At 53.6% G+C, this 21,072-nt stretch carries 16 protein-coding genes; 5 read left to right on the top strand and 11 right to left on the bottom strand.

The features are described 5' to 3' along the window. Positions 1-35: 35 nt before the first annotated feature. A complete protein-coding gene (locus tag MKY59_RS29385) occupies positions 36-2,270 on the bottom strand; it encodes an MMPL family transporter (RefSeq protein WP_236413241.1) in 2,235 nt (744 codons plus the stop codon). Positions 2,271-2,481: 211 nt separating this feature from the next. Here MKY59_RS29385 and MKY59_RS29390 point away from each other — a divergent pair, with 211 nt between their 5' ends. Then, a complete protein-coding gene (locus tag MKY59_RS29390; protein WP_236413243.1) occupies positions 2,482-3,105 on the top strand; it encodes a TetR/AcrR family transcriptional regulator in 624 nt (207 codons plus the stop codon). 209 nt (positions 3,106-3,314) lie between these two features. Beyond that, a complete protein-coding gene (locus MKY59_RS29395) occupies positions 3,315-3,893 on the top strand; it encodes a GNAT family protein (RefSeq protein WP_339275104.1) in 579 nt (192 codons plus the stop codon). 95 nt (positions 3,894-3,988) lie between these two features. On the opposite strand, the gene MKY59_RS29400 is transcribed toward MKY59_RS29395, so the two are convergent. Genes MKY59_RS29400 through MKY59_RS29410 form a run of 3 tightly spaced genes read right to left on the bottom strand, consistent with a single transcriptional unit; the run spans position 3,989 to position 8,138 of the window. Further along, positions 3,989-5,872, bottom strand: coding sequence for an ABC transporter ATP-binding protein (locus MKY59_RS29400; protein WP_290371417.1), 1,884 nt, complete (start codon positions 5,870-5,872; stop codon positions 3,989-3,991). Beyond that, complete coding sequence (locus MKY59_RS29405) at positions 5,869-7,596, bottom strand: ABC transporter ATP-binding protein (protein ID WP_236413248.1); 1,728 nt, start codon at positions 7,594-7,596, stop codon at positions 5,869-5,871. Before MKY59_RS29405 ends, MKY59_RS29400 begins: the two co-directional genes overlap by 4 nt. After that, entirely contained in the window at positions 7,593-8,138 is a 546-nt protein-coding gene (locus tag MKY59_RS29410; RefSeq protein WP_236413250.1) for a MarR family transcriptional regulator, read from the bottom strand. The genes MKY59_RS29405 and MKY59_RS29410 overlap by 4 nt, the downstream gene beginning before the upstream one ends. A 252-nt stretch (positions 8,139-8,390) precedes the next feature. Here MKY59_RS29410 and MKY59_RS29415 point away from each other — a divergent pair, with 252 nt between their 5' ends. Beyond that, positions 8,391-8,573 carry a hypothetical protein gene (locus tag MKY59_RS29415; protein ID WP_339275106.1) on the top strand — a complete coding sequence of 61 codons (183 nt, stop codon included), beginning with the start codon at positions 8,391-8,393 and terminating at the stop codon, positions 8,571-8,573. A 102-nt stretch (positions 8,574-8,675) separates the two neighbouring features. Here MKY59_RS29415 and uxaC read toward each other — a convergent pair whose 3' ends face one another. Next, on the bottom strand, positions 8,676-10,115 hold the full coding sequence (gene uxaC / locus MKY59_RS29420; RefSeq protein ID WP_339275107.1) for a glucuronate isomerase: 1,440 nt from the start codon (positions 10,113-10,115) through the stop codon (positions 8,676-8,678). Positions 10,116-10,325: 210 nt separating this feature from the next. Here uxaC and MKY59_RS29425 point away from each other — a divergent pair, with 210 nt between their 5' ends. Then, positions 10,326-11,081, top strand: a complete 756-nt coding sequence (locus MKY59_RS29425; protein ID WP_339275108.1) for an MBL fold metallo-hydrolase — start codon at positions 10,326-10,328, stop codon at positions 11,079-11,081. A 221-nt stretch (positions 11,082-11,302) separates the two neighbouring features. On the opposite strand, the gene MKY59_RS29430 is transcribed toward MKY59_RS29425, so the two are convergent. The 3 genes from MKY59_RS29430 to MKY59_RS29440 all read right to left on the bottom strand — a co-directional run bounded on the left by MKY59_RS29430 (position 11,303) and on the right by MKY59_RS29440 (position 15,864). Then, positions 11,303-11,725, bottom strand: coding sequence for a hypothetical protein (locus tag MKY59_RS29430; protein WP_339275110.1), 423 nt, complete (start codon positions 11,723-11,725; stop codon positions 11,303-11,305). 209 nt (positions 11,726-11,934) lie between these two features. Then, positions 11,935-13,413 carry an alpha-amylase gene (locus tag MKY59_RS29435; protein ID WP_339275112.1) on the bottom strand — a complete coding sequence of 493 codons (1,479 nt, stop codon included), beginning with the start codon at positions 13,411-13,413 and terminating at the stop codon, positions 11,935-11,937. A gap of 105 nt (positions 13,414-13,518) precedes the next feature. Then, positions 13,519-15,864: an ATP-dependent DNA helicase gene (locus tag MKY59_RS29440; RefSeq protein WP_339275114.1), complete on the bottom strand. Its 2,346-nt coding sequence runs from the start codon at positions 15,862-15,864 to the stop codon at positions 13,519-13,521. Positions 15,865-16,209: 345 nt separating this feature from the next. Between MKY59_RS29440 and MKY59_RS29445 the strand changes: the two genes are divergently transcribed. Further along, positions 16,210-18,291 carry an LTA synthase family protein gene (locus MKY59_RS29445; protein WP_339275116.1) on the top strand — a complete coding sequence of 694 codons (2,082 nt, stop codon included), beginning with the start codon at positions 16,210-16,212 and terminating at the stop codon, positions 18,289-18,291. Between the two features lie 352 nt (positions 18,292-18,643). On the opposite strand, the gene MKY59_RS29450 is transcribed toward MKY59_RS29445, so the two are convergent. The 3 genes from MKY59_RS29450 to MKY59_RS29460 form a co-directional block, all read right to left on the bottom strand. Then, complete coding sequence (locus MKY59_RS29450; RefSeq protein ID WP_339275118.1) at positions 18,644-19,315, bottom strand: GNAT family N-acetyltransferase; 672 nt, start codon at positions 19,313-19,315, stop codon at positions 18,644-18,646. Positions 19,316-19,461: 146 nt separating this feature from the next. Continuing rightward, positions 19,462-20,151, bottom strand: coding sequence for a GNAT family N-acetyltransferase (locus MKY59_RS29455; protein ID WP_236413263.1), 690 nt, complete (start codon positions 20,149-20,151; stop codon positions 19,462-19,464). A gap of 35 nt (positions 20,152-20,186) precedes the next feature. Beyond that, a complete protein-coding gene (locus tag MKY59_RS29460; RefSeq protein ID WP_236413264.1) occupies positions 20,187-21,044 on the bottom strand; it encodes a carbon-nitrogen hydrolase family protein in 858 nt (285 codons plus the stop codon). Positions 21,045-21,072 lie beyond the last annotated feature (28 nt).

Here is a 21,072-nt window from a genome sequence, read left to right on the forward strand (position 1 = left end):
TCTATTATGTCCCAAAACCCATGCGCGCGTAAACCTTAGACGGACTCGGTCTGCTTCTCTCGTGCTTTCTCGGGTACGGGAACGTACCTGCCGGGCCAGAAGGACCATTTGCCGAGCAGCGTCGTAATCGCAGGGACCAGGAAAGGCCTTACGAGGAACGTATCCAGCAGCACGCCCGCTGCGGTAATGATGCCGAACTGCACCAGCACCTGAATCGGAAGCGTTGCAAGCACGGCAAACGTGCCGGCCAGAATAAGCCCGGCGGACGTGATCACTGACCCGGTCTCTCCCACGCCTTCCTTGATCGCCTGGCGAAGAGGCATCGTTTTGCGTTTTTGCCAGATGCTCGAAATCATGAAAATGTTGTAGTCCTCGCCGAGCGCCACCAGGAAAACGAACGAATACAGCGGGATTGCGCCCTGAATGGCATCTGCGCCTAGGCCGTAATGAATGATTAGCCAGCCCAGCCCCAGGGCCGAGAAATAGGACAGAACCACCGTCAGGATCAGGTACGCCGTAGCCACGACTGAACGCAGGTATAACAGCAGCAACAGCGTAATCATGCCAATGACGACCGGAATGATGATGCGTGCATCGCGTTCACCGGCCGTTTCGATGTCATATTGCTCTGCCGTCTGGCCGTGGATCCATACGCGGCTGGACGAACCGTCGACTCCGGCGTCGGTCAGTGCCTGTTCCGCAGTTGCCCGGAGATCCGGAATATGCTGCATGGCTTCCATCGAATACGGATTCAGATTGAATTCGACGTCGTACCCCGTCATGTTGGCGTTCTCGGCCCCTTGCTGCGGTTCGCCAACCTTGCTCACATAATCAAGGGCCTCCAGCCGCTGCTTCAATTCCGTATTTTTGCCTCCGGCATCGACGATCACCTTCGCCGGAGCAAGCTCCCCTTGCGAAAATTGTTCGCCGATGATCGTAAAACCTTCGCGGGAAGGCACGTCTTCCGGGAAGGAGGACAACAAGTCATACGTGAATTTGATTTGACTGGAGAAGGATGCAAGCCCCCCCAGGAGCACCAGTGTGACGATCAGAACCGTCCAAGGCTTCGTGATCACTGTGCGGCCGATCCAGCTTTCCCGGATTTTGCGCGGTGCTGGAGCCGGTTTGCCTTTTTTGCGGGCCCGTTCGGCCTCCATCTCATGCGTGCGCGGAACGAACGGATAGAACGAACCCCGCCCAAAGATGGCCAGCAGCGCCGGTACCAGCGTCAGACTTGCGATAAACATAATGAAGATGGACAGACTGAAAGGAACGGCAAAACGTTGGTATGCCCCGTATTCGGCCAACAGCAGCACCAGCAGCGCCGCCACAACCGTGAACCCGCTCATCGCAATCGCGCCGGAAGAACCGGTGATGGCTTGGAAGAGTGCTTTTCGTTTGTCCGGTTCATGATACAGGATTTGGCGGAACCTTGAAATGAGGAACAGACAATAATCCGTACCTGCGCCGAACAGCAGCACGGTCATGATCGAGATGGACTGCGCGTCCACCGTAATCCAGCCTTTGTCGGCCATGAAGCCCAAAATCGGGCTGGTTACCATATAGGCGAAACCTACCGCAATAATCGGAATGATCGCGAGCACTGGCGAACGGTAGATCAGAAGCAGCAGCACGAGCACAAGAAGTACCGTAGCGATGAGCAGCGACACGTCCGCCGACGCAAACAGGCCGCTCGCATCGATCGAGATGCCAACCGGGCCGGTCACGCGTGCACTCAGCGTTCCATTCGAATCGTCAACGGCCACCGTGAATGGGTTGCTGCCGAAAATATCCTCGGTTTTCCGTTCCAGCCCTTTAATGCCTTCCTTGAGCTGACCGGAGTCTGCCGTCTCATTGAAAAACAGCGGCATTACGAGTGTGCTGCCGTCTTCAGACAACTGCCCTTTGATCGCCTGCGGCGGCAGTTGATACAGCGGAACGACGGTTTGCTGCTGTTCCACCGGGTCCTGGTCCAGCCGCTCGGTCAATGCCTGAATCTGTTCAATCTGCCGATCCGTCAGGCCGCCGGCTTGATGCCACACAATCAATGCGGGCAGTCCTTGCCCGCCCGGAAATTCCCGCCCGGCAACGGCAGCTGCCTGCACCGAAGGCTTCGATTCGTCCAGATCCTGTGCGTTGTTTGTTTCACGATCGCCTACTGCCGGCCATATAACCCCTAGCAGCACAGCTACAACAATCCATACCACCAAGGTGATCCATTTACTTCGTTTGCCCGCAACAAAACGGCCGTAGCCTGAACCTTCCTGCATGTTTGTTTCATCTCCTTTATTTCAGCAGCGTATGACCGTATGTGTGAAAAATCATAGAAATGAACCGTCGGTCATCGTACAATCGAATTAATTATATATACCGGAAGGTTAATTATGCAATTGATATTTTTGTGAACGCCGTTGCCTATACTTTACCGTCCGGAACATGTACAATCTAATGATGCATAATCCCATGGAAAGAGGTATCTCCATGAGCAAAAAATCAAATCCTGCCCGTACGCCGGGCAGGCCAAAGGCAAATGCGGAACAGGCATCTGCCCGCACGAAAATATTGGCGACTGCGTCCCGGTTGTTTATGGAATACGGCTATGAACCGGTCTCTTTACAACAGATCGCATCCTTATGCGGCGTGACGAAAGCGTCGATCTATTACCATTTCTCCAGCAAACCCGGCCTGTTCACCGTGGCCATCACCCATATGATGGCCATGGGCATGGAGCAGACCGCCCTTCGACTGGATGCTCCCGGTACGCTGCGTGAACGGCTGGAAAGCATCGCTGAAGCCAAAATGCAGCGCTCCCATGTCGATACGGAAACGATGATGCGAGAGGCGGAAACGTACCTCGATCCGGACCAACTGCAGCAAATCCGCGAGGCCGAAACGCGCATTTTCCAAGTGCTGGCCACCCACTTTGAGCGGGAAATGCAGATCGGTTATTTGCGCCGGAGCAATCCGCTGCTGCTGGCACAGGCTTTTACCTCCCTGCTGATGCTGGCCAACCGCGAGGACGTTCGCAGCATGCACGAGAATATTGCCGACCTGGCACGGGAGCTGGTGAACCTGTTTCTGGAGGGAGCCGCTCAACAAGCGTGAATCCCTCCCCAGCCCTTCGCCCGTGTCGTTATCCCTGGCACACCCCGCTCGATACTAATCCGGGGAGGCATATAATGCACTCTTTTCCTGTCGATCAACTTCTTCTATAGAAGATGAACAAAATGCTATATTTTCAAATGTATAACAATAGTCTATAATCGGTGTTACCCGAATCAAACCGAACCTTGCATAGTGGAGGGGGATCAGCAATGACCGATACAAAACCAACGAAAGCGCGCATTCCACGTCTGCTTGAGACGGAGCGCATCTATCTGCGTCTATTTGAACCGACCGATGTGGATGCGTATTTCCCTAGTCTGTTCGACGAGGAAATGCGCAGGCTGACCGGCACGCAGGGCAGCTTTACCCATCAGCAGGTGGAACGATTCGTGGAGGAGGCTTCGCAGGACAGCTCCCGAATCATGCTGCTCATCTGCCTGCAGGATACCGACGAAATGATCGGCGAGATCGCCTTGATGGATATGCATGCCAAAAACCGAAGCGGCCACATCCGCATCGCCATCGACAGTGCGGCGCATCAGGGCAAAGGCTACGGGACCGAAGCCATGAAGCTCCTGCTGGACTACGGCTTCGGCATCTGCAATCTGCACCGGATCGAGCTTGAAGTTTATGCGTTCAACGATCGGGCTATTCGTACGTATGAGAAGCTCGGTTTTAAGCGCGAGGGCGTGAGAAGGGATGTGCTGTTCTACAATCATCGGTATCACGACGCCATTCTGATGAGCATGTTGGAAGAAGAGTTCCGCGAACGCTATGTACGTGCCTAATATGTACTTCCATCGAACTCTGAAAAAGAAAAAACCGAGATCGGCGTAATTCCGACCTCGGTTTTTTTGATGTTGCTTGCAGTGTATGCCTGGCTCTACACCGCTTGCGGTTGTTCCTCCGCAAACTGGCTGTTGTACAGATCGGCGTAGAAGCCCTGTTTTTCCATCAACGCTTCGTGGTTGCCCTGCTCGATCACGTTCCCGTGGTCCATCACCAGAATCAGGTCCGCTCCGCGAATCGTAGACAAACGGTGGGCAATGACAAAGCTGGTGCGGTCCTTCATCAGATCGTTCATCGCTTTCTGGATGAATACCTCGGTGCGCGTATCGACGCTGCTCGTTGCTTCGTCCAGAATCAGGATGGACGGATTCGCGAGAATCGCTCTTGCAATGGTCAGCAGCTGTTTCTGCCCTTGGGAGATGTTCGATGCGTCCTCGTTCAGCACCGTGTCATATCCATCCGGCAGCGTGCGGATAAAGTGGTCGGCATGCGCGGCAACCGCGGCACGCACAATATCGTCTTCCGTGGCTCCCTCTTTGCCGTAGGCAATGTTGTCACGGATCGTGCCGTTGAACAGCCACGTATCCTGAAGCACCATGCCGAACATGCTGCGCAGCTGGCCGCGTTCCATGTCGCGAATGTCCACGCCGTCAATAGCGATGCGCCCATCCTGGATTTCGTAGAAACGCATCAGGAGATTGATCAGCGTCGTTTTCCCGGCGCCGGTCGGTCCCACGATGGCCACCGTCTGCCCTGGCGCGACATCGATGTTCATGTTGCGGATGAGCGGCGCATCGGCTTTGTAGCCGAAGTTCACGCCCTGGAACGTGACCGCGCCTCTAGGCTGTTTCAGCTGCGCAGGTTGGCTGGTTTCCGGAACCTCTTCCTCTTCGTCCAACAGCTCGAACACCCGCTCTGCCGAAGCAATCGTGGATTGGATGATGTTCGAGATGTTCGCGATCTGGTTGATCGGCTGCGTGAATTGTCGCGAATATTGCGTAAAGGCCAAAATGTCCCCGATGGAAATCGAACCGCGGGTGACGAAAATGCCGCCCACCACACAGATCAATACATATCCCAGGTTACCTACAAAACTCATGAGCGGCATGATGATACCCGAAATGAACTGAGCCTTCCAACCGGAAGCGTACAATTCTTCATTGATTTTTTCGAACTGCGCCACAGACTGCTCTTCCCGTCCGAACGCTTTGACGACTTTATGTCCTGTGTACATTTCCTCTACATGGCCATTCAATTCGCCGAGCGATTTTTGCTGGCCGGCAAAGTGTTTCTGGGAACGGGACGCCACCGCAATGACCACGATCATGCTCAGCGGCAGCGTCAGTACCGTGATCAACGTCATCCATGGGCTGATCGTCAGCATCATGATAATGACGCCGACCACCGTCACAACCGATGTAATGAACTGGGCCAAACTTTGTTGAAGCGTGTTACTGATGTTGTCCACGTCATTGGTTGCACGGCTCAACGTTTCCCCATGCGTGCGGGAGTCGAAGTATTTGAGCGGCAAACGGCCGATCTTTGCACTAATCTGTTCGCGCATATCGTACACGACTCGTTGAGCGACGCCAGCCATCAGATATTGTTGAACATACATAAAGGCTGCACTGAACAGATACAAACCAAGCAGCAAATACAATACTTTCATCAAGGCTGGAAAATCAACGCCACCGCCCTGAATTCCTGTCATAATCGCAATCGCGCCCTGGGCCAAAATATCCGTTCCTTCCGCCATGACCTTCGGGCTGATGATGCCGAACACGGTGCTCAGAATCGCTGTAACGAGCACGCCAAGAAGCCGGTAGCGATGAGGTTTAAGATATTGGATCAGCCGACGCATCGTACCCTTGAAGTCTTTGGCCTTTTCACCCGGAGGACGCATGCCCATGCCGGGACCCGGACCGGGATGCCTCGGTCCTGCCGCAGGACGTGCGTTGTTCGATGGACGTTCACTCATGCGATCTCCTCCTCTGTCAGCTGGGAAGATACAATTTCACGGTACACTTCATTGTTCTCCAGCAGTTCCTGATGCGTTCCTGAACCTACGATTTTACCTTCGTCCATGACGAGGATGCGGTCTGCATCCATCACGGTGCTTACGCGTTGGGCCACGATAATGACCGCAGCCTCTTTCGTCTCTGATTTCAAGGCTGCGCGAAGCCGGGCATCCGTTTTGAAATCAAGCGCCGAGAAGCTGTCGTCGAAAATGTAAATTTCCGGACGACGTACAAGTGCACGAGCGATGGACAAACGCTGCTTTTGTCCCCCCGAAACGTTATTCCCGCCTTGGGCAATCAGGCTTTCGTAGCCATCCTTCATTTCGGAAATAAAGTTCTCGGCCTGGGCGATCCGGGCTGCATGCTCCACTTCCTCCATCGAAGCGTCCTCTTTGCCGTGACGGATGTTTTCCGCAATCGTTCCGGTAAACAGAACCGCCTTTTGCGGAACAAAGCCGATTTTGGATCTCAGCTGCTCCTGCGTAAGTTCGCGCACATCCGTGCCATTCACACGGACATGCCCCTCTGTCACATCATAAAACCGGGGAATGAGACTGAGCAGCGTCGTTTTGCCTGACCCGGTACCACCGATAATCGCCGTTGTTTCACCTGGACGAGCCGTAAACGAAATGCCCGACAATGCCGCATTCTCTGCTCCCGGATAACGGAAGGTCACGTTGTCAAACTCGATGGTGCCCTGCTCTGAGCCCATGCTGCGCGGCTGCGACGGATCTTCCAATTCCGGCTGCATTTCCAATACCTCGTTGATCCGCTCTGCGGAAGCCGAAGCCCGCGGAATCATGACGAAAATGATGGATACCATAATCAGCGAGAACATAATCTGCATCGCGTATTGGACAAAGGCAATCAACGAACCGATATCCATGCTTCCGCTGTCGATGCGCTGCCCGCCAAAGAACAAGATGGCAATCATGGAGAAATTCATGACCAGCATCATGACAGGCATCAGCGTAGCCATCAAGACGTTTACCTTAATGGAGATGTCTCTCAGATCGGTATTTGCGTTGTTGAAACGTTGGCGTTCATGTTCCCCTCGGTTAAAGGAACGTACGACCCGGATGCCGGTTAACTGCTCCCGCAGCACCAGGTTCAACCGATCCAGCTTTTTCTGGATTTGCTTGAACAGCGGCAATCCCTTGGCACCGATCAGCGCGATGGCTCCGGCCAGCACGGGCAGCACGACCAGGAAGATCGTAGACAGCTTGGCGTCTTGGGAAATGGCCATGAAAATGCCGCCGATGCTCATGAGCGGCGCCATGATCATCATGCGCAGCATCATGGTCAACACGTTCTGCACCTGCGTGATGTCATTGGTGGTACGGGTAATGAGCGATGCCGTACCCAACTTGTCGAATTCCTGCAGCGAGAAGTTCTCGACATGGCGGAACACCCTGCTGCGCAGCTGTTTGGCAAAGCCGCCAGCCGTCTTGGAGGAAAGGTAGCTCGCCGTTACGGAGGCTGCGGTTCCGCCGATGGCAATGACCAGCATCCAGCCTCCGATTTTCCAGATATAAGGCACGTCGCCTTTGACGATACCATCGTTCACAATGTCCGCCATCAGGGTCGGCAGGTACAGTTCAGCAAGCGACTGCAGCAGCACCAACCCGACGATAAAAAATATGGGGATCCGATACGGCTTCAGCATGCGAAACAATTTCATCATGGCTTATCATCTCCTTGGTCGTTGGACTGTTCCGTCTGAACGGACTTCAATGTATCGAAAAAGCTGTACACCTTGGTCAACAATTCGGCCAATTGCAAGCTGTCTTCCTCCCCCAAATGTGCGACGAGTTTGTTGAAAATCTCCATTCGTTCTTCATGCGCCGCCTGGATAATCTTACGGCCCGCTTCCGTAATCGTGATGCGTACGGCGCGCCGATCCTCCTCATCCATCGTCCGTTCAACCAGTCCCTCGTCTTCCAAACCGCGAATCACCGGCGTGATCGTAGGCGACTTCACGCGAAGCAGCGCACTGATTTCCGATACCTTCAGTCCGCGCGGATTAGGTTCGGGACCGCTGTCGAAATCAGGCGGATTGTCTCTCCAATCGATGCGTTCACCGGGATGCGCCCCGTGCAGCAAACAAGCCAGCACCATGATTTCATTGTGATTTCGCCCGTGAGGCTTGTGCTGCCGCCATTTGCCTTTGTTGAATTGCATGATGGAATACAGCAGTTTGCGGGCAACCGGATCCAGACCCGTCATATGTTCTCCCTCCTTCTTAGGTCATCTATTAAATAGATCACATAATAAATAGCCATCAAATTAATTAGGTGTACTAAGTATATTATCATGAAGTCCGAATGTCAAACGATCGTTTAGCGGTCGTATTCATAAGGAAAAATTTACATACTTGGGCTGCTGTGATAACCTTTAATCAGATTTAAATATTCCCATTTTGGTGCTATGCAAAGATACCAGTCTAATTAAAGAAGAGCTTACAGGATGGACCTAGCTATGCTGAAAAACATCATTTTACTTCTGATCGCTTATGTAATCTCGCGGGTACTGTTTCTCCATCTAACCGCCAACTTATCAAGCGCCTTATATAAAAATACGTTGGAATTCATCATTTTTGCCGTGATTTATGCGGCCTTTCTGTTCATCTTTTCTCCTCGCAGAAAGTATGCCAAGCAGTGAATGGCTTGCTAAGCAGCCGTTTCAAAAAAAAAACCGCCCCATTCTGCGAGATGTCTGCATACAATCTCCGCAAAGGGGCGGTTTTTTTAAGTTCCTTTAGGATTAGCGCGAAGCCGTTACCGTTTCGCGAGCCGAGGAGAACGGGAAGTATTGCTCGGCATTGTTATGGGCAATGCCTTGCACCATCCGTCCGAGCAGCTCCATATCATGCGGGGCTTCGCCCTGCTCGGCCCACTCGCCGATCAGGTTGCAGACGAGACGGCGGAAATACTCATGCCGCGTGTAGGACAAGAAACTGCGCGAATCGGTCAGCATGCCGACGAAACGGCTGAGCAGACCCACGTTCGCCAGCGCTCGCATCTGGGCGAGCATGCCGTCTTTAGTGTCGTTGAACCACCATGCGGCACCCAGCTGAATTTTGCCCGGAACGCCGTCGCCCTGGAAGCTGCCGATGATGGCTGCAAGCACCTCGTTGTCGCGCGGATTCAGGGAATACAGAATCGTCTTCGGCAGCGCGTTCTGCTGGTCGAGCGCATCGAGCAGTCCGATCACGGCCGCAGATAACGGCGCATCGTTTACGGAGTCGTAGCCCGTATCCGGTCCCAGCCGTTCGAACATGCGCCGGTTGTTGTTGCGTGCCGCGTTGATATGGAACTGCATGACCCAGCCGCGCTCGGCGTAAAGTTTGCCCAGGAAGGTCAGCGTCACCGTTTTGTATTTGTTCTCATCTTCCCGGCTGACCTTATGGCCTGCAAGCGCCTTGGCAAAGATCGCTGCGGCTTCCTCTCGGGTCGCCACACCGTAAGGCACATAATCCAAGGCATGGTCCGATACGCGTCCCCCCACGGAGTGGAAGAACTCTACCCGCGATTCCAGGGCGGACAAGAACGAATCGTAATCGGAAATGGCCGTGCCGGAGGCTTGCGAAAGTTTGCCTACCCAGTCTACAAACGTGTCGCGGTTAAGCTCAAGCCCTTTATCCGGACGGAACGAAGGCAGCACCTTTGTATTGAAGCCCTCGATCTCCTTGATTTGCAGATGGTACTCCAGCGAATCGCACGGATCGTCCGTGGTGCATACTACGGAGACGTTCGATTTCGTGATCAGGTCGCGCGCGCCGAATCCGGGACCGTTCAGTTTGGCGTTGACCTTTTCCCAGATCGCCGGGGCGCTCTGCTCGTTCAAAATTTCGTATACGCCGAAATAGCGCTGCAGCTCCAGATGCGACCAGGCATAGAGCGGATTGCCGATCATCATCGGCACGGTCCGGGCATACGCGAGAAAACGATCGTAATCGGTCACGCCTTCTCCACCCGTCACGTATTTCTCCTCGATGCCGTTCGCTCGCATGAGCCGCCATTTATAATGATCGCCGTACAACCACGCTTCAGTAATGTTGGCAAACGTTTTGTTTTCGTAGATTTCCTGCGGGCTGAGATGGCAGTGGTAGTCGATGATCGGCATATCCTTGGCATAATCCTCGTATAACCTTACCGCGGTTTCATTGTGCAGCAAAAATTGTTCATCCAAAAAAGATTTCATTCGCCTCGCACGCTCCCTTTGGGTGAGTTTACGTTCACATGGGTTCATTCCCATTTTTACGCTACACTGTTTGCCCCGAAAGTTCAATACAAAATGATAACGATTTCAAAAAAGGTTGATTTAGGCACACCACCGAAAGACAAGGTATACTGAATTTATCCTGTTTATGCCGTTTTGAAGATTCATATCCAGAGGAGATGATCAAGGGTTATGACACAGATGAAGGTTACGTTTCTCGGCACGGGGGACATGTTTAGCTTCGAGCAGCACCACAACAGCATGCTGGCCGAATTCGGCGGCACGCATCTCGTCATCGATTTTCCCGAATCGAACGCCAGGGCGCTGAAAGAATACGGCTTTCCTTTAACCGATATCGAAAATGTGTTTATCACGCACCTGCATGAGGACCATATCAACGGCGTCCAGCTGCTCGGTTATTATTCCCAAATCGTAAGCGGACGCAGACCGCGCCTGTACATCCACGAAGCATTGGTAGACCCGTTATGGAGCATCTTGTCTCCCGGCATGCGTCATACGACGGATGGGGAGCGTACGCTGCATGATTATTACGACATCGTTCCGCTGCCGGACGGCGGCACGTTCGAGCTGGGCGGAGTCACCTTCGAAACGTTCCGGACAACGCATGTGCCGGGCATGATAAGCAACGGCCTGCTGGCCCGCGGATACTTTGATTACAGCGGCGACAGCACATTGGATCAGGACAGGCTGATTGCGACGGCCGATGAAGTGCAGCTGATTTTCCACGAATGCCACATGCACGATCTGGTGATTAAATCCCATACCTCGCTGCAGGATCTGCAGCAGCTGCCCGCCGAGATCCGGCAGAAAACGGTGCTGATGCATTACCATGACGAATATGCGGATGCCGGCAAAAGGGCAGCATTCAATCAGGCGCATGACCTGCAAATGGCCGGACAGCTTCAAAGCTTTGTACTGAGAGGGTAAAGCGCCCTTCTGAAACGGGTAACACGTAACGGCGCGCCAAAGCGGTTCTCATACGTCTCTTGAGCGGGAACGGAAGGGAACCGCTGTTAGCCGTTGCCGGCCGGCAGCGTGTATCCTTCCGATTGACCTGTTTGAAACCTATCCCGTTGCTTGGCGATCAACTGCTCCAGATCAAGCTCTCGGAGTTCAGGGCATACGAGTCGCTGCGTACTTTTAAAGGATCAACCCTGTCTTATTTCACGCCACATTTCATATGAAATATCCAACTGCTCTCGAATCATCTCGTAATTTTCCCACGTGTCCGGCACATGGTAGACCGATTCTGCGTCATCATGGTTCACGAAAAAGAGGTAGTCGCTCAGATAACTTTCATACCCACGCTCGGCAAAAGCATTCCCTTCATCGTTCAACATATCTGCCGCAAGTACACCCCCCGTTTTTCGGCACAGCTGCGAGCTCAGGAGCTTTCTGGCTTTGAATGCCTCCACATCGGTGCGGTATTTATCCAAGAACTCGTTGCTGCACAGTCCCTGATCGACCAACCACCCCAGGAAAAAACCAATATGCACATAAGCCTGATCATGGGACAATTCCGCCGGAAAGTCACCGTCATAATGGTATTTTGCTTTGTCGTATACTGTCATTGTTCTGTCTCCTTTTCTCCCTAATCGTCATTTTAAAACCTAAATAACACCCATGGGAAGACCGATTAGAATCGATCCGAAATGCCCCCCACTGACATAGTCATATTATCGGCTTGGGCGGCTCTGTAATTTGCCTTGTTTAATCCAAAAAGGCACCGTTCCAGACCGACTCAGTCAGGAAACAGTGCCCGCTTGCTTTGTATTAGGAATTAAGACGAAGACTGACCCGCAGCCGCGTCGGGCAGTGCCCACACGGACAGCCCACCACCGTTAACGGGGAAACTGGCCCATCCGTCCTGACCGATCTTAATCTGTTCTTTTCGGCTCAGTGTCAGATCGGTCCACGTTTCGCCGGCATGGTGCTGCCCTACGCACATGCGTTTTTCGCCATCGTCCCCGTTGGAGATAACCACCGCGCAGCCGGAGCCCTCGAACTCCTTCGCTCCCCTTCTTACCCAGCCGATGGTGTTCGGATGATCGAAATAATCGACCTGCTCCCCGTACGCTTTGTTGGTTCGTGCATACAGCAAACGATCCAGAATGTCCTGTTTGCCTTTCACCGGTTCAGGACCGCCAATCCCGTAATAGTCGCCATAAAACACAACCGGATATCCATCCTTACGCAGCAGGATCAGTGCATAAGCGCTCGGTTTGAACCAGTCCGCCACCCACGATTCCAGCGCTTCGTGAGGCTGGGAATCATGGTTGTCCACGAACGTAACGGCATGGGTAGGATGCGTCTGCACCAGCGTATCGTTAAAAATGGAGGATAAATTGAAGTTGCGGCCCTGAAGGGACGCCTCATGCAGCTTGTAGTGCAGCGATACGTCGAACAGGTCGATCCGGTAATCGACAGTATCCAGAAATTTGCGGCAGGCATCCAGACTCGGGTGCCAGAACTCGCCGACAATATAAAAATCCTGCCCGCGTTTGCGGATCATCTCTCCGGCAAATTCCCGGATGAATTCATGGTTGATATGTTTGATGGCGTCCAGCCGGAAGCCGTCGCACTGAATCGTGTCGATCAGCCAATGGCCCCAGTTCAGCATTTCACGCCGGACGTCGGGATGGTTGTAGTCGATGTTCGCAAACATTAAATAATCGTAGTTGCCGAACTCCCGATCGACGTTTTTGTTCCAGGTTTTGTTCTCCCCGGCAATGCGGAACACCCCGCTTCGTCTCCCTTTGGCATCGTAATCGGTGCCGTTGAAATGCTCGTAGTTCCATTTGAAAGAGGAATACGTGTCCCCGCGCCCCGGAAAAGTGAACTTGGTCCACCCCTCAATCTCGAACGGCTTGGAAATTTCCTTCGTCCGGTCGTTCGGATCGACCTCGATCACTTTGAACACTTCCGTTTCGTCCGCTCCTGCCTTGTGGTTCATGACCAGGTCGACATAAACGGCGATGCCGTTCTTTTGGCACTCCGCGATGGCATCAACCAGCTCCTGCTTGCTGCCGTATTTCGTGCGCACGCTTCCCTTCTGGTCGAATTCGCCAAGATCGTACAGGTCGTATACGCCGTATCCCGTGTCCGTATTGGATATGGCTTTGGTCACGGGCGGAATCCACACCGTGTCGATTCCCTTCGCCTTCAGCTCGGGGGCCAGCTCGGCCAACCTTTTCCAGTGGTTTCCGTCTGCGGACAGATGCCATTCGAAAAACTGCATCATCGTATGATTTCTCTTCATAAACCAACCTCCCTGGGATTGCTTCAGAAGCCGACCGCAAAACGGCTCGCTCGGTAGTTCTACGTGTTGTCAACTAACCAAGTAATACCCTTTTCGGCCCATGGTTTAATCATTGGAAGAGAAATTAGTTGCAGAAGGGGCTATGCGCGTGAAATGCTGCCACTCCTCCGGAAGCAGGGAACGGTAAGGCTCCTGCGTAAACCGGTCATCGATGAGAACCAGTACGCCGGTGTCTTCCTCCGTACGGATCAGCCTGCCGCCAGCCTGCAGCACCTTGTTCATGCCAGGGAAAATATAGGCGTAATTAAAGCCATTGCGTCCCGTTTCATTAAAATAATCGCGAAGCACGTTGTTTTCCAGTCCGATCTGCGGCAAACCCGCACCCACTACAACGACGCCGTTCAAGCGGTCGCCCGGCAGATCGACGCCTTCGGAAAAAACACCGCCTTGAACGGCGAAGCCGATGCGGGTACGTTCCGGATCAGGCTGGAAAGCATTCAGGAACTGGTCACGCTCCTCCTCGCTCATGCCCTGCCGCTGCATGGTGACGTCGACATTGCCCGGTTGTTCCATGAACGTGTCGTACACTTCGCGCATGTACGGATAGGAAGGAAAGAACACGAGTAAATTGCCCCGCGGCCATTCCACGGCCAGCTGTCGCAGCATTCCCGCAATCGGTCTTCGGGAGCGCTCCCGATCCTTATAGCGCACGGACAGCGGCATCAGCCTGACGTCGAGCTGTTCCGGCCGGAAAGGCGAAGGTACCCGCAGCGTGTAGTCGTCCTCGCCCGCGCCCAGCATGTCGCGGTAATACCCCATCGGCGACAGCGTGGCCGAGAAATGAACGACCGAGCGAAATCCTTTGGCCGTCTGACGCAGCAGCACCGAAGGGTCCAGGCAGAACAGCCTGATTCGCACCTCGCTGCGCTCGCATTCGGCATACGTGATGAATCGCTCATCATACAACTTGCCGATCCGCAGGAAGTTCTGGGACGCAAAATATGCGTCCAGCAGCAGCGCCTGAGCCTCCTCGTCTTGCGCTCCACCCTCAAGCAGGCACTGCTCCGCTGCCATGACGAAGGGTTCCAGCAGGTCGAACAGTTCTTCGGGAGGCTCCTTTTTCAGCAGTTCGCCCGCGTTTTCGCCGTGCGAGCGAATCGTGCCCATGTATTTGTCTACCGCACCCGCCGTGCTGGCGATGCCTTTCGCTGCAGGCAAGCTGCCCTCAAGCGCTTTGAACGTGCTCTGGGTATCAAAGAACGCGGACTTCGCCAGTTCGGCCGAAAACATCATCCTGCCGCGGTCCACCAGATTGTGGGCCTCGTCCACGAGCAGAACCGTCTTGCGTTTCTGCTCTTCCAGCATGCGTTTCAGGGAAATCCGGGGGTCGAAAATATAGTTGTAGTCGCAAATCACCGCATCGGCCGCATACGCGGCATCCAGCGAGAATTCGAACGGGCATACCCGATGTTTGCGGGCATACTGCTCGATCACCGGGCGCGTCATCAACGTCTCGTGTTCCAGCATGTCCAGCACCGCACCGTTGATCCGGTCATAATAGCCTTCGCACATCCCGCATTGCCCGGCGTCGCATGCTTCCTCTTCCTTGAAGCAAATTTTATCCTTGGCGGTCAGGCTGATGACATGCATGTGAAGACCCTGTGCCTGCATGCGAGCAAACGCCTCTTCCGCAGTAGCACGCGTCGTCGTTCTGGCGGTCAAATAAAACAGCCTGCCTGCCTCGCCTTCCCCGATCGCCTTGACCGTCGGGAAGAGCACGGACATCGTTTTGCCGATCCCTGTGGGAGCCTTGGCCATCAACCCCTTGCCCTCGCGAATCGTCTGGTATACCGCCCCGGCCAGCTTTCGCTGTCCCTCCCGATACTTTTGAAAAGGAAAACCAAGCCCGCGAACCGTCTCATCCCGTTTCTGCTCATGGGCAACCATCATTTCCGCATACGGCGCGTAACCCGCGATGACCTCGGCAGCGAACTGCTCCAGCTCTTCCCGCTCCAGCATGCGCCGCATGCGGCGCTCCTCGTTGCTCATCGAATGCACGTAAGTAAGCTGTACCTGCATACGCGGCTCATCCTGCTGGACGGCTATCATGTAAGCGTACATGATGGCTTGAGCCCAATGCACGGGAGCACCCTCCCCCAGATCGTCCAGATTGCCTGCCGTTGATTTGATCTCATCCACGGTCAGCTGCCCATCCAGGCGGATCAAGCCGTCGCAGCGCCCTTCGATGACGTAGACCAAATCGCCGTATTGCAGCTTCGCCTCCAGGAACACCTCCTTCAGGTCTTCCTCCGCATAATCCTTCTGCACCCGCTGGTGAATGCGCGTTCCTTCATGCATCGAGGCATTGGTACGAAAGCCGGGACGAATGCTTCCACTCCGGTATACATATTCCACCAACGGTCTTACCGGTATTCGAATTTCAGTTGTCATGCGATCACCCGTTCCGTATATAGTCCCTATACTTTACCATGAAATACTGGCTGATTTCATGTTTACGGACGTATTTAAATGCAGCACCCATTTCCGCCAGGAGCCATCAAACCGGGTTTGGATCAGCGTTACCATAAGCTATCTTGAGTAGTAAACCATAAAGAAATGCACAATAAGGGGGAGAAGCTCATGTACCTCTATTCAATACCTGGTCGTTTCCTGACCAACCCCGCAAAGATGGGTCGTTTCGATTCGTTTCAGGATGATGCTTGGTGCTTTTTGACACGGCTCGCCTGAACATAGCATAATAATTGTAAATGAAACAACGGAAGGGAAGGCGGTATTTTGTCACGCAGCTCACTCGGCCGGTTTCTAAGCGGACCGTTCATCTTATTCACCGTGATCATGATGATCAAGAGCTCTCTCGCCTGGATCGTGATCTTCGACGATATTCCGGTATGGAAGCCCTTGTTGACCGAATTGCCGCTCATCTGGATCTGCTTCTGCCTGATCGAATGGTTTGCGGCTAAACGGCGCATGTGGGCGTACCTCGGATTGGATTTGCTCCTGTCCGGCATTTTTTTTGCAGCCATTATGTATTACAAATATTACGGGGTCATCGTCAATTACCATGCCCTGGCGCAAGTCAACCAAGTCACTGCGGTGAAGAGCAGCATGTTCTCCCTGCTTGATCCGTATTATCTGTTTATTTTCACCGATATTATCGTCATCGGAGGCATCCTGATCCGTCGTCGCATCCGGCATGGAGGCCTTGAACTCCCCGGGCGCATTCCGCTTGAGAAGCGTACCCGGAGACGGATTGCGTCCGTCATTCTCGTGCTCTCCTTAGTTGTTTGCTTGCTCAACATTTATCCCAATCGGGCTAGCATGAACGAGCTTATCCAGGCTGAACAGATGGGCATTCTCGGGTATGAGGCATTTACGATTCTGGCGGATCGGCCGAAAAAACCCGTCCCGCTGGAGGCGATCGACCAGAACGCCGTGAACGAGCTCAAGCAGACAACGAGCGTGCCTGCCGTCGTGGAAGCCGGCGCAGCCAAAGGCCGTAATGTCATTGTGCTGCAGTTGGAGTCATTCCAGAACTTCCTGATCGGGCTGGAAGTGGATGGGCAGGAAGTGACTCCGAATTTGAACGAATTGGCACGGAAAAGCCTGTATTTCCCGAATTTCTACCAACAGGTGGGACAGGGAAATACGTCGGATGCCGAATTTGTGGTGAATACGTCGTTTTATATTCCCCCAAACGGAGCCGCTTCAACAGTCTATGCCAGTAAAGAACTGCCCAGCCTGCCCAGACTGATGGGGGCAAACGGTTACCAGACGGCGACGTTCCACACCAATGACGTTCATTTCTGGAACCGGGATCAGCTGTATCAAGCGCTGGGTTTCGACCATTATTATGATTTGAAATATTTCGGAACGGAGGACACGGTTGCTTTCTCCGCATCAGATGAGGTGTTATACGCCAAAACGCTGGATAAACTGGAGGAAATGCAAGCTTCAGAATCTCCTTTTTACGCACAGGTCATCTCTATGTCGGCGCACCATCCTTATGAATTGCCTGAACGAAAGGTCGATATGACCCTTCCCGAACGATTCAAAAATACGCTGCCCGGCAACTACCTGGTGTCCCAGCATTATGCAGACAAGGCTGTGGGGACTTTCATCGAGGGACTGAAGCAGCGCGGATTGTGGGATAACAGCCTGCTCGTCGTATACGGCGATCACCTCGGCCTTCCGATCTACTCGCTCGACAAAGACGACAAAGCGCTCATGAAAGAGATCTACGGCCGCGAATATACGTCTGCGGACATGATCAACATTCCGCTGATCATCTCTTCGCCGGGCGTGGCGCCGGGAACACAGCTCGGACAGATCGGCGGCCAGGTCGACATTCTGCCAACGATTGCCGGACTGACGGGTTTGTCCTTGGAGAATCAGCTGCACTTCGGGCAAGATCTGCTGAGGGAAGGCGGCAACCTGCTGCCGGAGCGTTATTATTTGCCTTCCGGATCGGTGCTGAACGATGCGTCATTGTTTATTCCGAAAACCGGGTATGGGGACGGCACCCATTATTCTTTGGAAGAAGCTGCGGCGAGAAACATGCTTGCGCTGAAACCGGCCGTGGATGACTCCGCACAAGATGAAGCCACTCCGGCGATGGTGAATGGCAATGCTGAGGAAGGTAACACTAAAGACGTTCATGCTGCTGATACCGTAAAAACGAAGGATCAAACAGCGGAGGATCAAACAGAGGATCATCAGGCAGGGACTGCTCAGGACGAGAATTCATCGGCAGCTTCCACGCCGTACATCACCAAAGAACAATATGAACGGGCACTGGAACTCATTCATTTGTCCAATAGTTATCTGAGCCAGCTCCCGGACCGAAATCAAGATCAATAACGCCATTATTCAATCTATATAAACCGCACTAATCATTCACACTAGGGCAATGCGAGTGCAGTACCATCTTCCGATCGCTGTTATCCCCAAATTTTTTGGATTCCCCTTTTCTAAGGGGAAAATCCGGTGATAAGCCTATGCTTCCGATGCAGCTTTCTTTCAGAAAGCTTTTAGAACGCTTTGCTTCTCCAGATTGGTTCTGCCTCTTCGTTAACGTGTGTTTGTTTTTTGCGGTTTATATATTCATGAAATGTCGAAAGCCCGCAGACGCGGGTCCGGTGACGGACTGCTCTGCGGGCTATTTTGTGTTAAGAACGGTTACTCTATGTTGCTCATCGTCTCATACAATGAATTACAACGGCTGCAGGGACACCGTATCCCGTTCCGACAGCTTGGCCGCCATGTCCAGCCATTCCTGCGGTTTGTTCGGCAGTACGGCATAGTACCGATTCAGGAAATCGTACACCAGGCTTGTCGGGAGCTCGGCCAGCTCCTCGTCGCCAGGCATGAAGCATAGATCCAATCCTCCCACCGCTTCGCCGTCTCCCTGCCAGGACGGATGAACATACGGAAAGTCGATCCGTTTGTATCCGAGGTGCGACAGCACCTCGCGGCGTACGTAAGGGTCCATCGGTTTAATGCTGCCGAACGAATGATCCTGGCTCAGGTACGGGTTGTAGATTTCGGCAAACATGCCGAACAGCTCTTTGCCGTTCGCTGCAGCGAGTGCCTGCAGGTCACGCTTCCGGTGGTTGGCCAGAAATGCGCCAATGCCAAGTCCTTCGCGGCCGATGATCGTGAAGTCGGTCATGGCCACGTTCCAGTCCTCGTAATAGCGATATTCGGTCGCACCTACAACCTGTCCTTCATGAACCGCCACGAATACGCGGATGCCCGGGTCTTCCAGCGGTTCCTTCCACAGCGGGAAGTCCAGCACTTCCTCAGGCGGGAAAATCTCCTTCATCAGGTTGTGCATCTGGGCGAACAGCGGGTCTTCAATCGATGTAATTCGTTGATATTCCATGATGACGGCCTCCTTATCATTTGCATGCTTTTGAATGAATGATTGTTAAACGGAGCCACTGCGTGGTCAGAAACATCTTCCGATCGTCATCGTATCAATGTCCAATTCAACCAAGAATCGTTGACTTAAAAGTACTTTGCCGCATGTTACTTGAACGGATTGCGCCACTCCATCAGGGCGGCATAGTTGCAGGACTCCTCGTCGTCCAGATAGTCCGCCGCAACGCCCACGGGCATTCGCCCGCAGCGCAAAAGGAACGAGACGACCGGATCGCGAAGCTCTCCCGCGGTTACGCTCTCCAGGTACGCTTCTGCCGACATCTGTCCGGCAACGAGATGATACCCCGGCATCCGGCCTGCGCCCAGCAAGCGGTCCATCCCTTGAGCGATCACCAGATGGTACATCGCCTGCATCATAAGCTGGGCCAGCCCCCATTTGCGATACTTGGGACGAACGCAAAGATCGACGATATATAACGTATTGCCATCCGGCTGATGATTGCGAATATAACCGTCATCCGTCACTTCGGCCCAGGTATGCTGCGCCGGGTGATCAGGGTCCCAGTTCATGCGCAGCGACGTCATTGATCCTGCCAGCTCGCCATCCACTTCGATACATATGGCTCCGTGAGGATAATGCGCAATGTGGCTGGTGAGCTGCTCATGGTTCCACAGCAGCTCCTCCGGGTATGGCGGCGGGAAACTCTCCGCCTGAATGCGGATCAGCTCGTCGAAGTCGGCTGCGGCATAGCTGCGAATGACGGCCTTGGCCGGTCTGCCGTTCCGATCCGGGCCGGCAATGTACATCTCTTTCCGATACAAGCCATGCTGAGCCATCGCTGAACCCCCTTTCTGCCATAATCGAAGCACGTTTATTTCCAATCGGTGTACAGATCGGTACGACGGTCGCGCCATGTGGTAACCGAACCGCGTTCGCGCACCTCATACAGCAGATCCAAATCAAGGTCAGCCGTTACGAGCATGTCGTCATTGATTTCCCCTTCGGCCAAAATGCCGCGCGGCGGAAACGGCACGTCGTTCGGCGTAATAATCGCGGCTTGACCATAATTGGCCCGCATGAAGTCAACCGTTTTCAGGCTGCCCACCGTTCCGGTGAGTACAACATAGACCTGGTTCTCCACCGCACGCGCGTGGCTCGTATAACGGACGCGATAGAAGCCATGACGGTCATCCGTGCAGGATGGGCAGAAAATGACGTCAGCCCCCTTCGCCTTCGCCATGCGTACGATTTCCGGAAATTCAATATCATAACAAGTCAGCATCGCAATCCGGCCTTTATCCGTGTCGAACACCTCAAGCCCTTCGCCAGGCGCCATGTTCCATTCATCCACTTCCGTAGGTGTAATGTGGATTTTGGCTTGGCGCGCGATGCGGCCGTCCGGATAGAACAGGTGAGCCGTGTTGTACAGCTTGCCTTCACGGCGGATAACATGTGTTCCCCCGATGAGGTGCATGCCATACTTCGCCGCCAGCGACGTAAACAACTGTTCATACTGGTCCGTGAAATCCGGCAAGTCCTCAATGGTCAGTGCGTTACCCTGCTCATCCCCGATGGACATTAACTGCGTGGTAAAAAACTCGGGAAACAGCACGAATTCAGTGCCGAATTCGCTGGCTGCCCGTATGTAATGCTCGGACTGAGCAGCAAATTGCTCGAACGAGCCGATCGTTTCCAAATGATATTGCACAGCGGATACCCGCAGTTTCATCGAACAAACACCTCCACCATAGTCTGAA

Source organism: Paenibacillus sp. FSL W8-0426 (assembly GCF_037969725.1).
GTDB classification, from domain to species: Bacteria; Bacillota; Bacilli; order Paenibacillales; family Paenibacillaceae; genus Paenibacillus; species Paenibacillus hubeiensis.

What these genes read in the sequence shown, in the direction of transcription:
- MKY59_RS29385 (WP_236413241.1), bottom strand. Translation starts at nt 2,270, where the DNA reads ATGCAGGAAGGTTCAGGCTACGGCCGTTTTGTTGCGGGCAAACGAAGT.
- MKY59_RS29390 (WP_236413243.1), top strand. Translation starts at nt 2,482, where the DNA reads ATGAGCAAAAAATCAAATCCTGCCCGTACGCCGGGCAGGCCAAAGGCA.
- MKY59_RS29395 (WP_339275104.1), top strand. Translation starts at nt 3,315, where the DNA reads ATGACCGATACAAAACCAACGAAAGCGCGCATTCCACGTCTGCTTGAG.
- MKY59_RS29400 (WP_290371417.1), bottom strand. Translation starts at nt 5,872, where the DNA reads ATGAGTGAACGTCCATCGAACAACGCACGTCCTGCGGCAGGACCGAGG.
- MKY59_RS29405 (WP_236413248.1), bottom strand. Translation starts at nt 7,596, where the DNA reads ATGATGAAATTGTTTCGCATGCTGAAGCCGTATCGGATCCCCATATTT.
- MKY59_RS29410 (WP_236413250.1), bottom strand. Translation starts at nt 8,138, where the DNA reads ATGACGGGTCTGGATCCGGTTGCCCGCAAACTGCTGTATTCCATCATG.
- MKY59_RS29415 (WP_339275106.1), top strand. Translation starts at nt 8,391, where the DNA reads ATGCTGAAAAACATCATTTTACTTCTGATCGCTTATGTAATCTCGCGG.
- uxaC (WP_339275107.1), bottom strand. Translation starts at nt 10,115, where the DNA reads ATGAAATCTTTTTTGGATGAACAATTTTTGCTGCACAATGAAACCGCG.
- MKY59_RS29425 (WP_339275108.1), top strand. Translation starts at nt 10,326, where the DNA reads ATGACACAGATGAAGGTTACGTTTCTCGGCACGGGGGACATGTTTAGC.
- MKY59_RS29430 (WP_339275110.1), bottom strand. Translation starts at nt 11,725, where the DNA reads ATGACAGTATACGACAAAGCAAAATACCATTATGACGGTGACTTTCCG.
- MKY59_RS29435 (WP_339275112.1), bottom strand. Translation starts at nt 13,413, where the DNA reads ATGAAGAGAAATCATACGATGATGCAGTTTTTCGAATGGCATCTGTCC.
- MKY59_RS29440 (WP_339275114.1), bottom strand. Translation starts at nt 15,864, where the DNA reads ATGACAACTGAAATTCGAATACCGGTAAGACCGTTGGTGGAATATGTA.
- MKY59_RS29450 (WP_339275118.1), bottom strand. Translation starts at nt 19,315, where the DNA reads ATGGAATATCAACGAATTACATCGATTGAAGACCCGCTGTTCGCCCAG.
- MKY59_RS29455 (WP_236413263.1), bottom strand. Translation starts at nt 20,151, where the DNA reads ATGGCTCAGCATGGCTTGTATCGGAAAGAGATGTACATTGCCGGCCCG.
- MKY59_RS29460 (WP_236413264.1), bottom strand. Translation starts at nt 21,044, where the DNA reads ATGAAACTGCGGGTATCCGCTGTGCAATATCATTTGGAAACGATCGGC.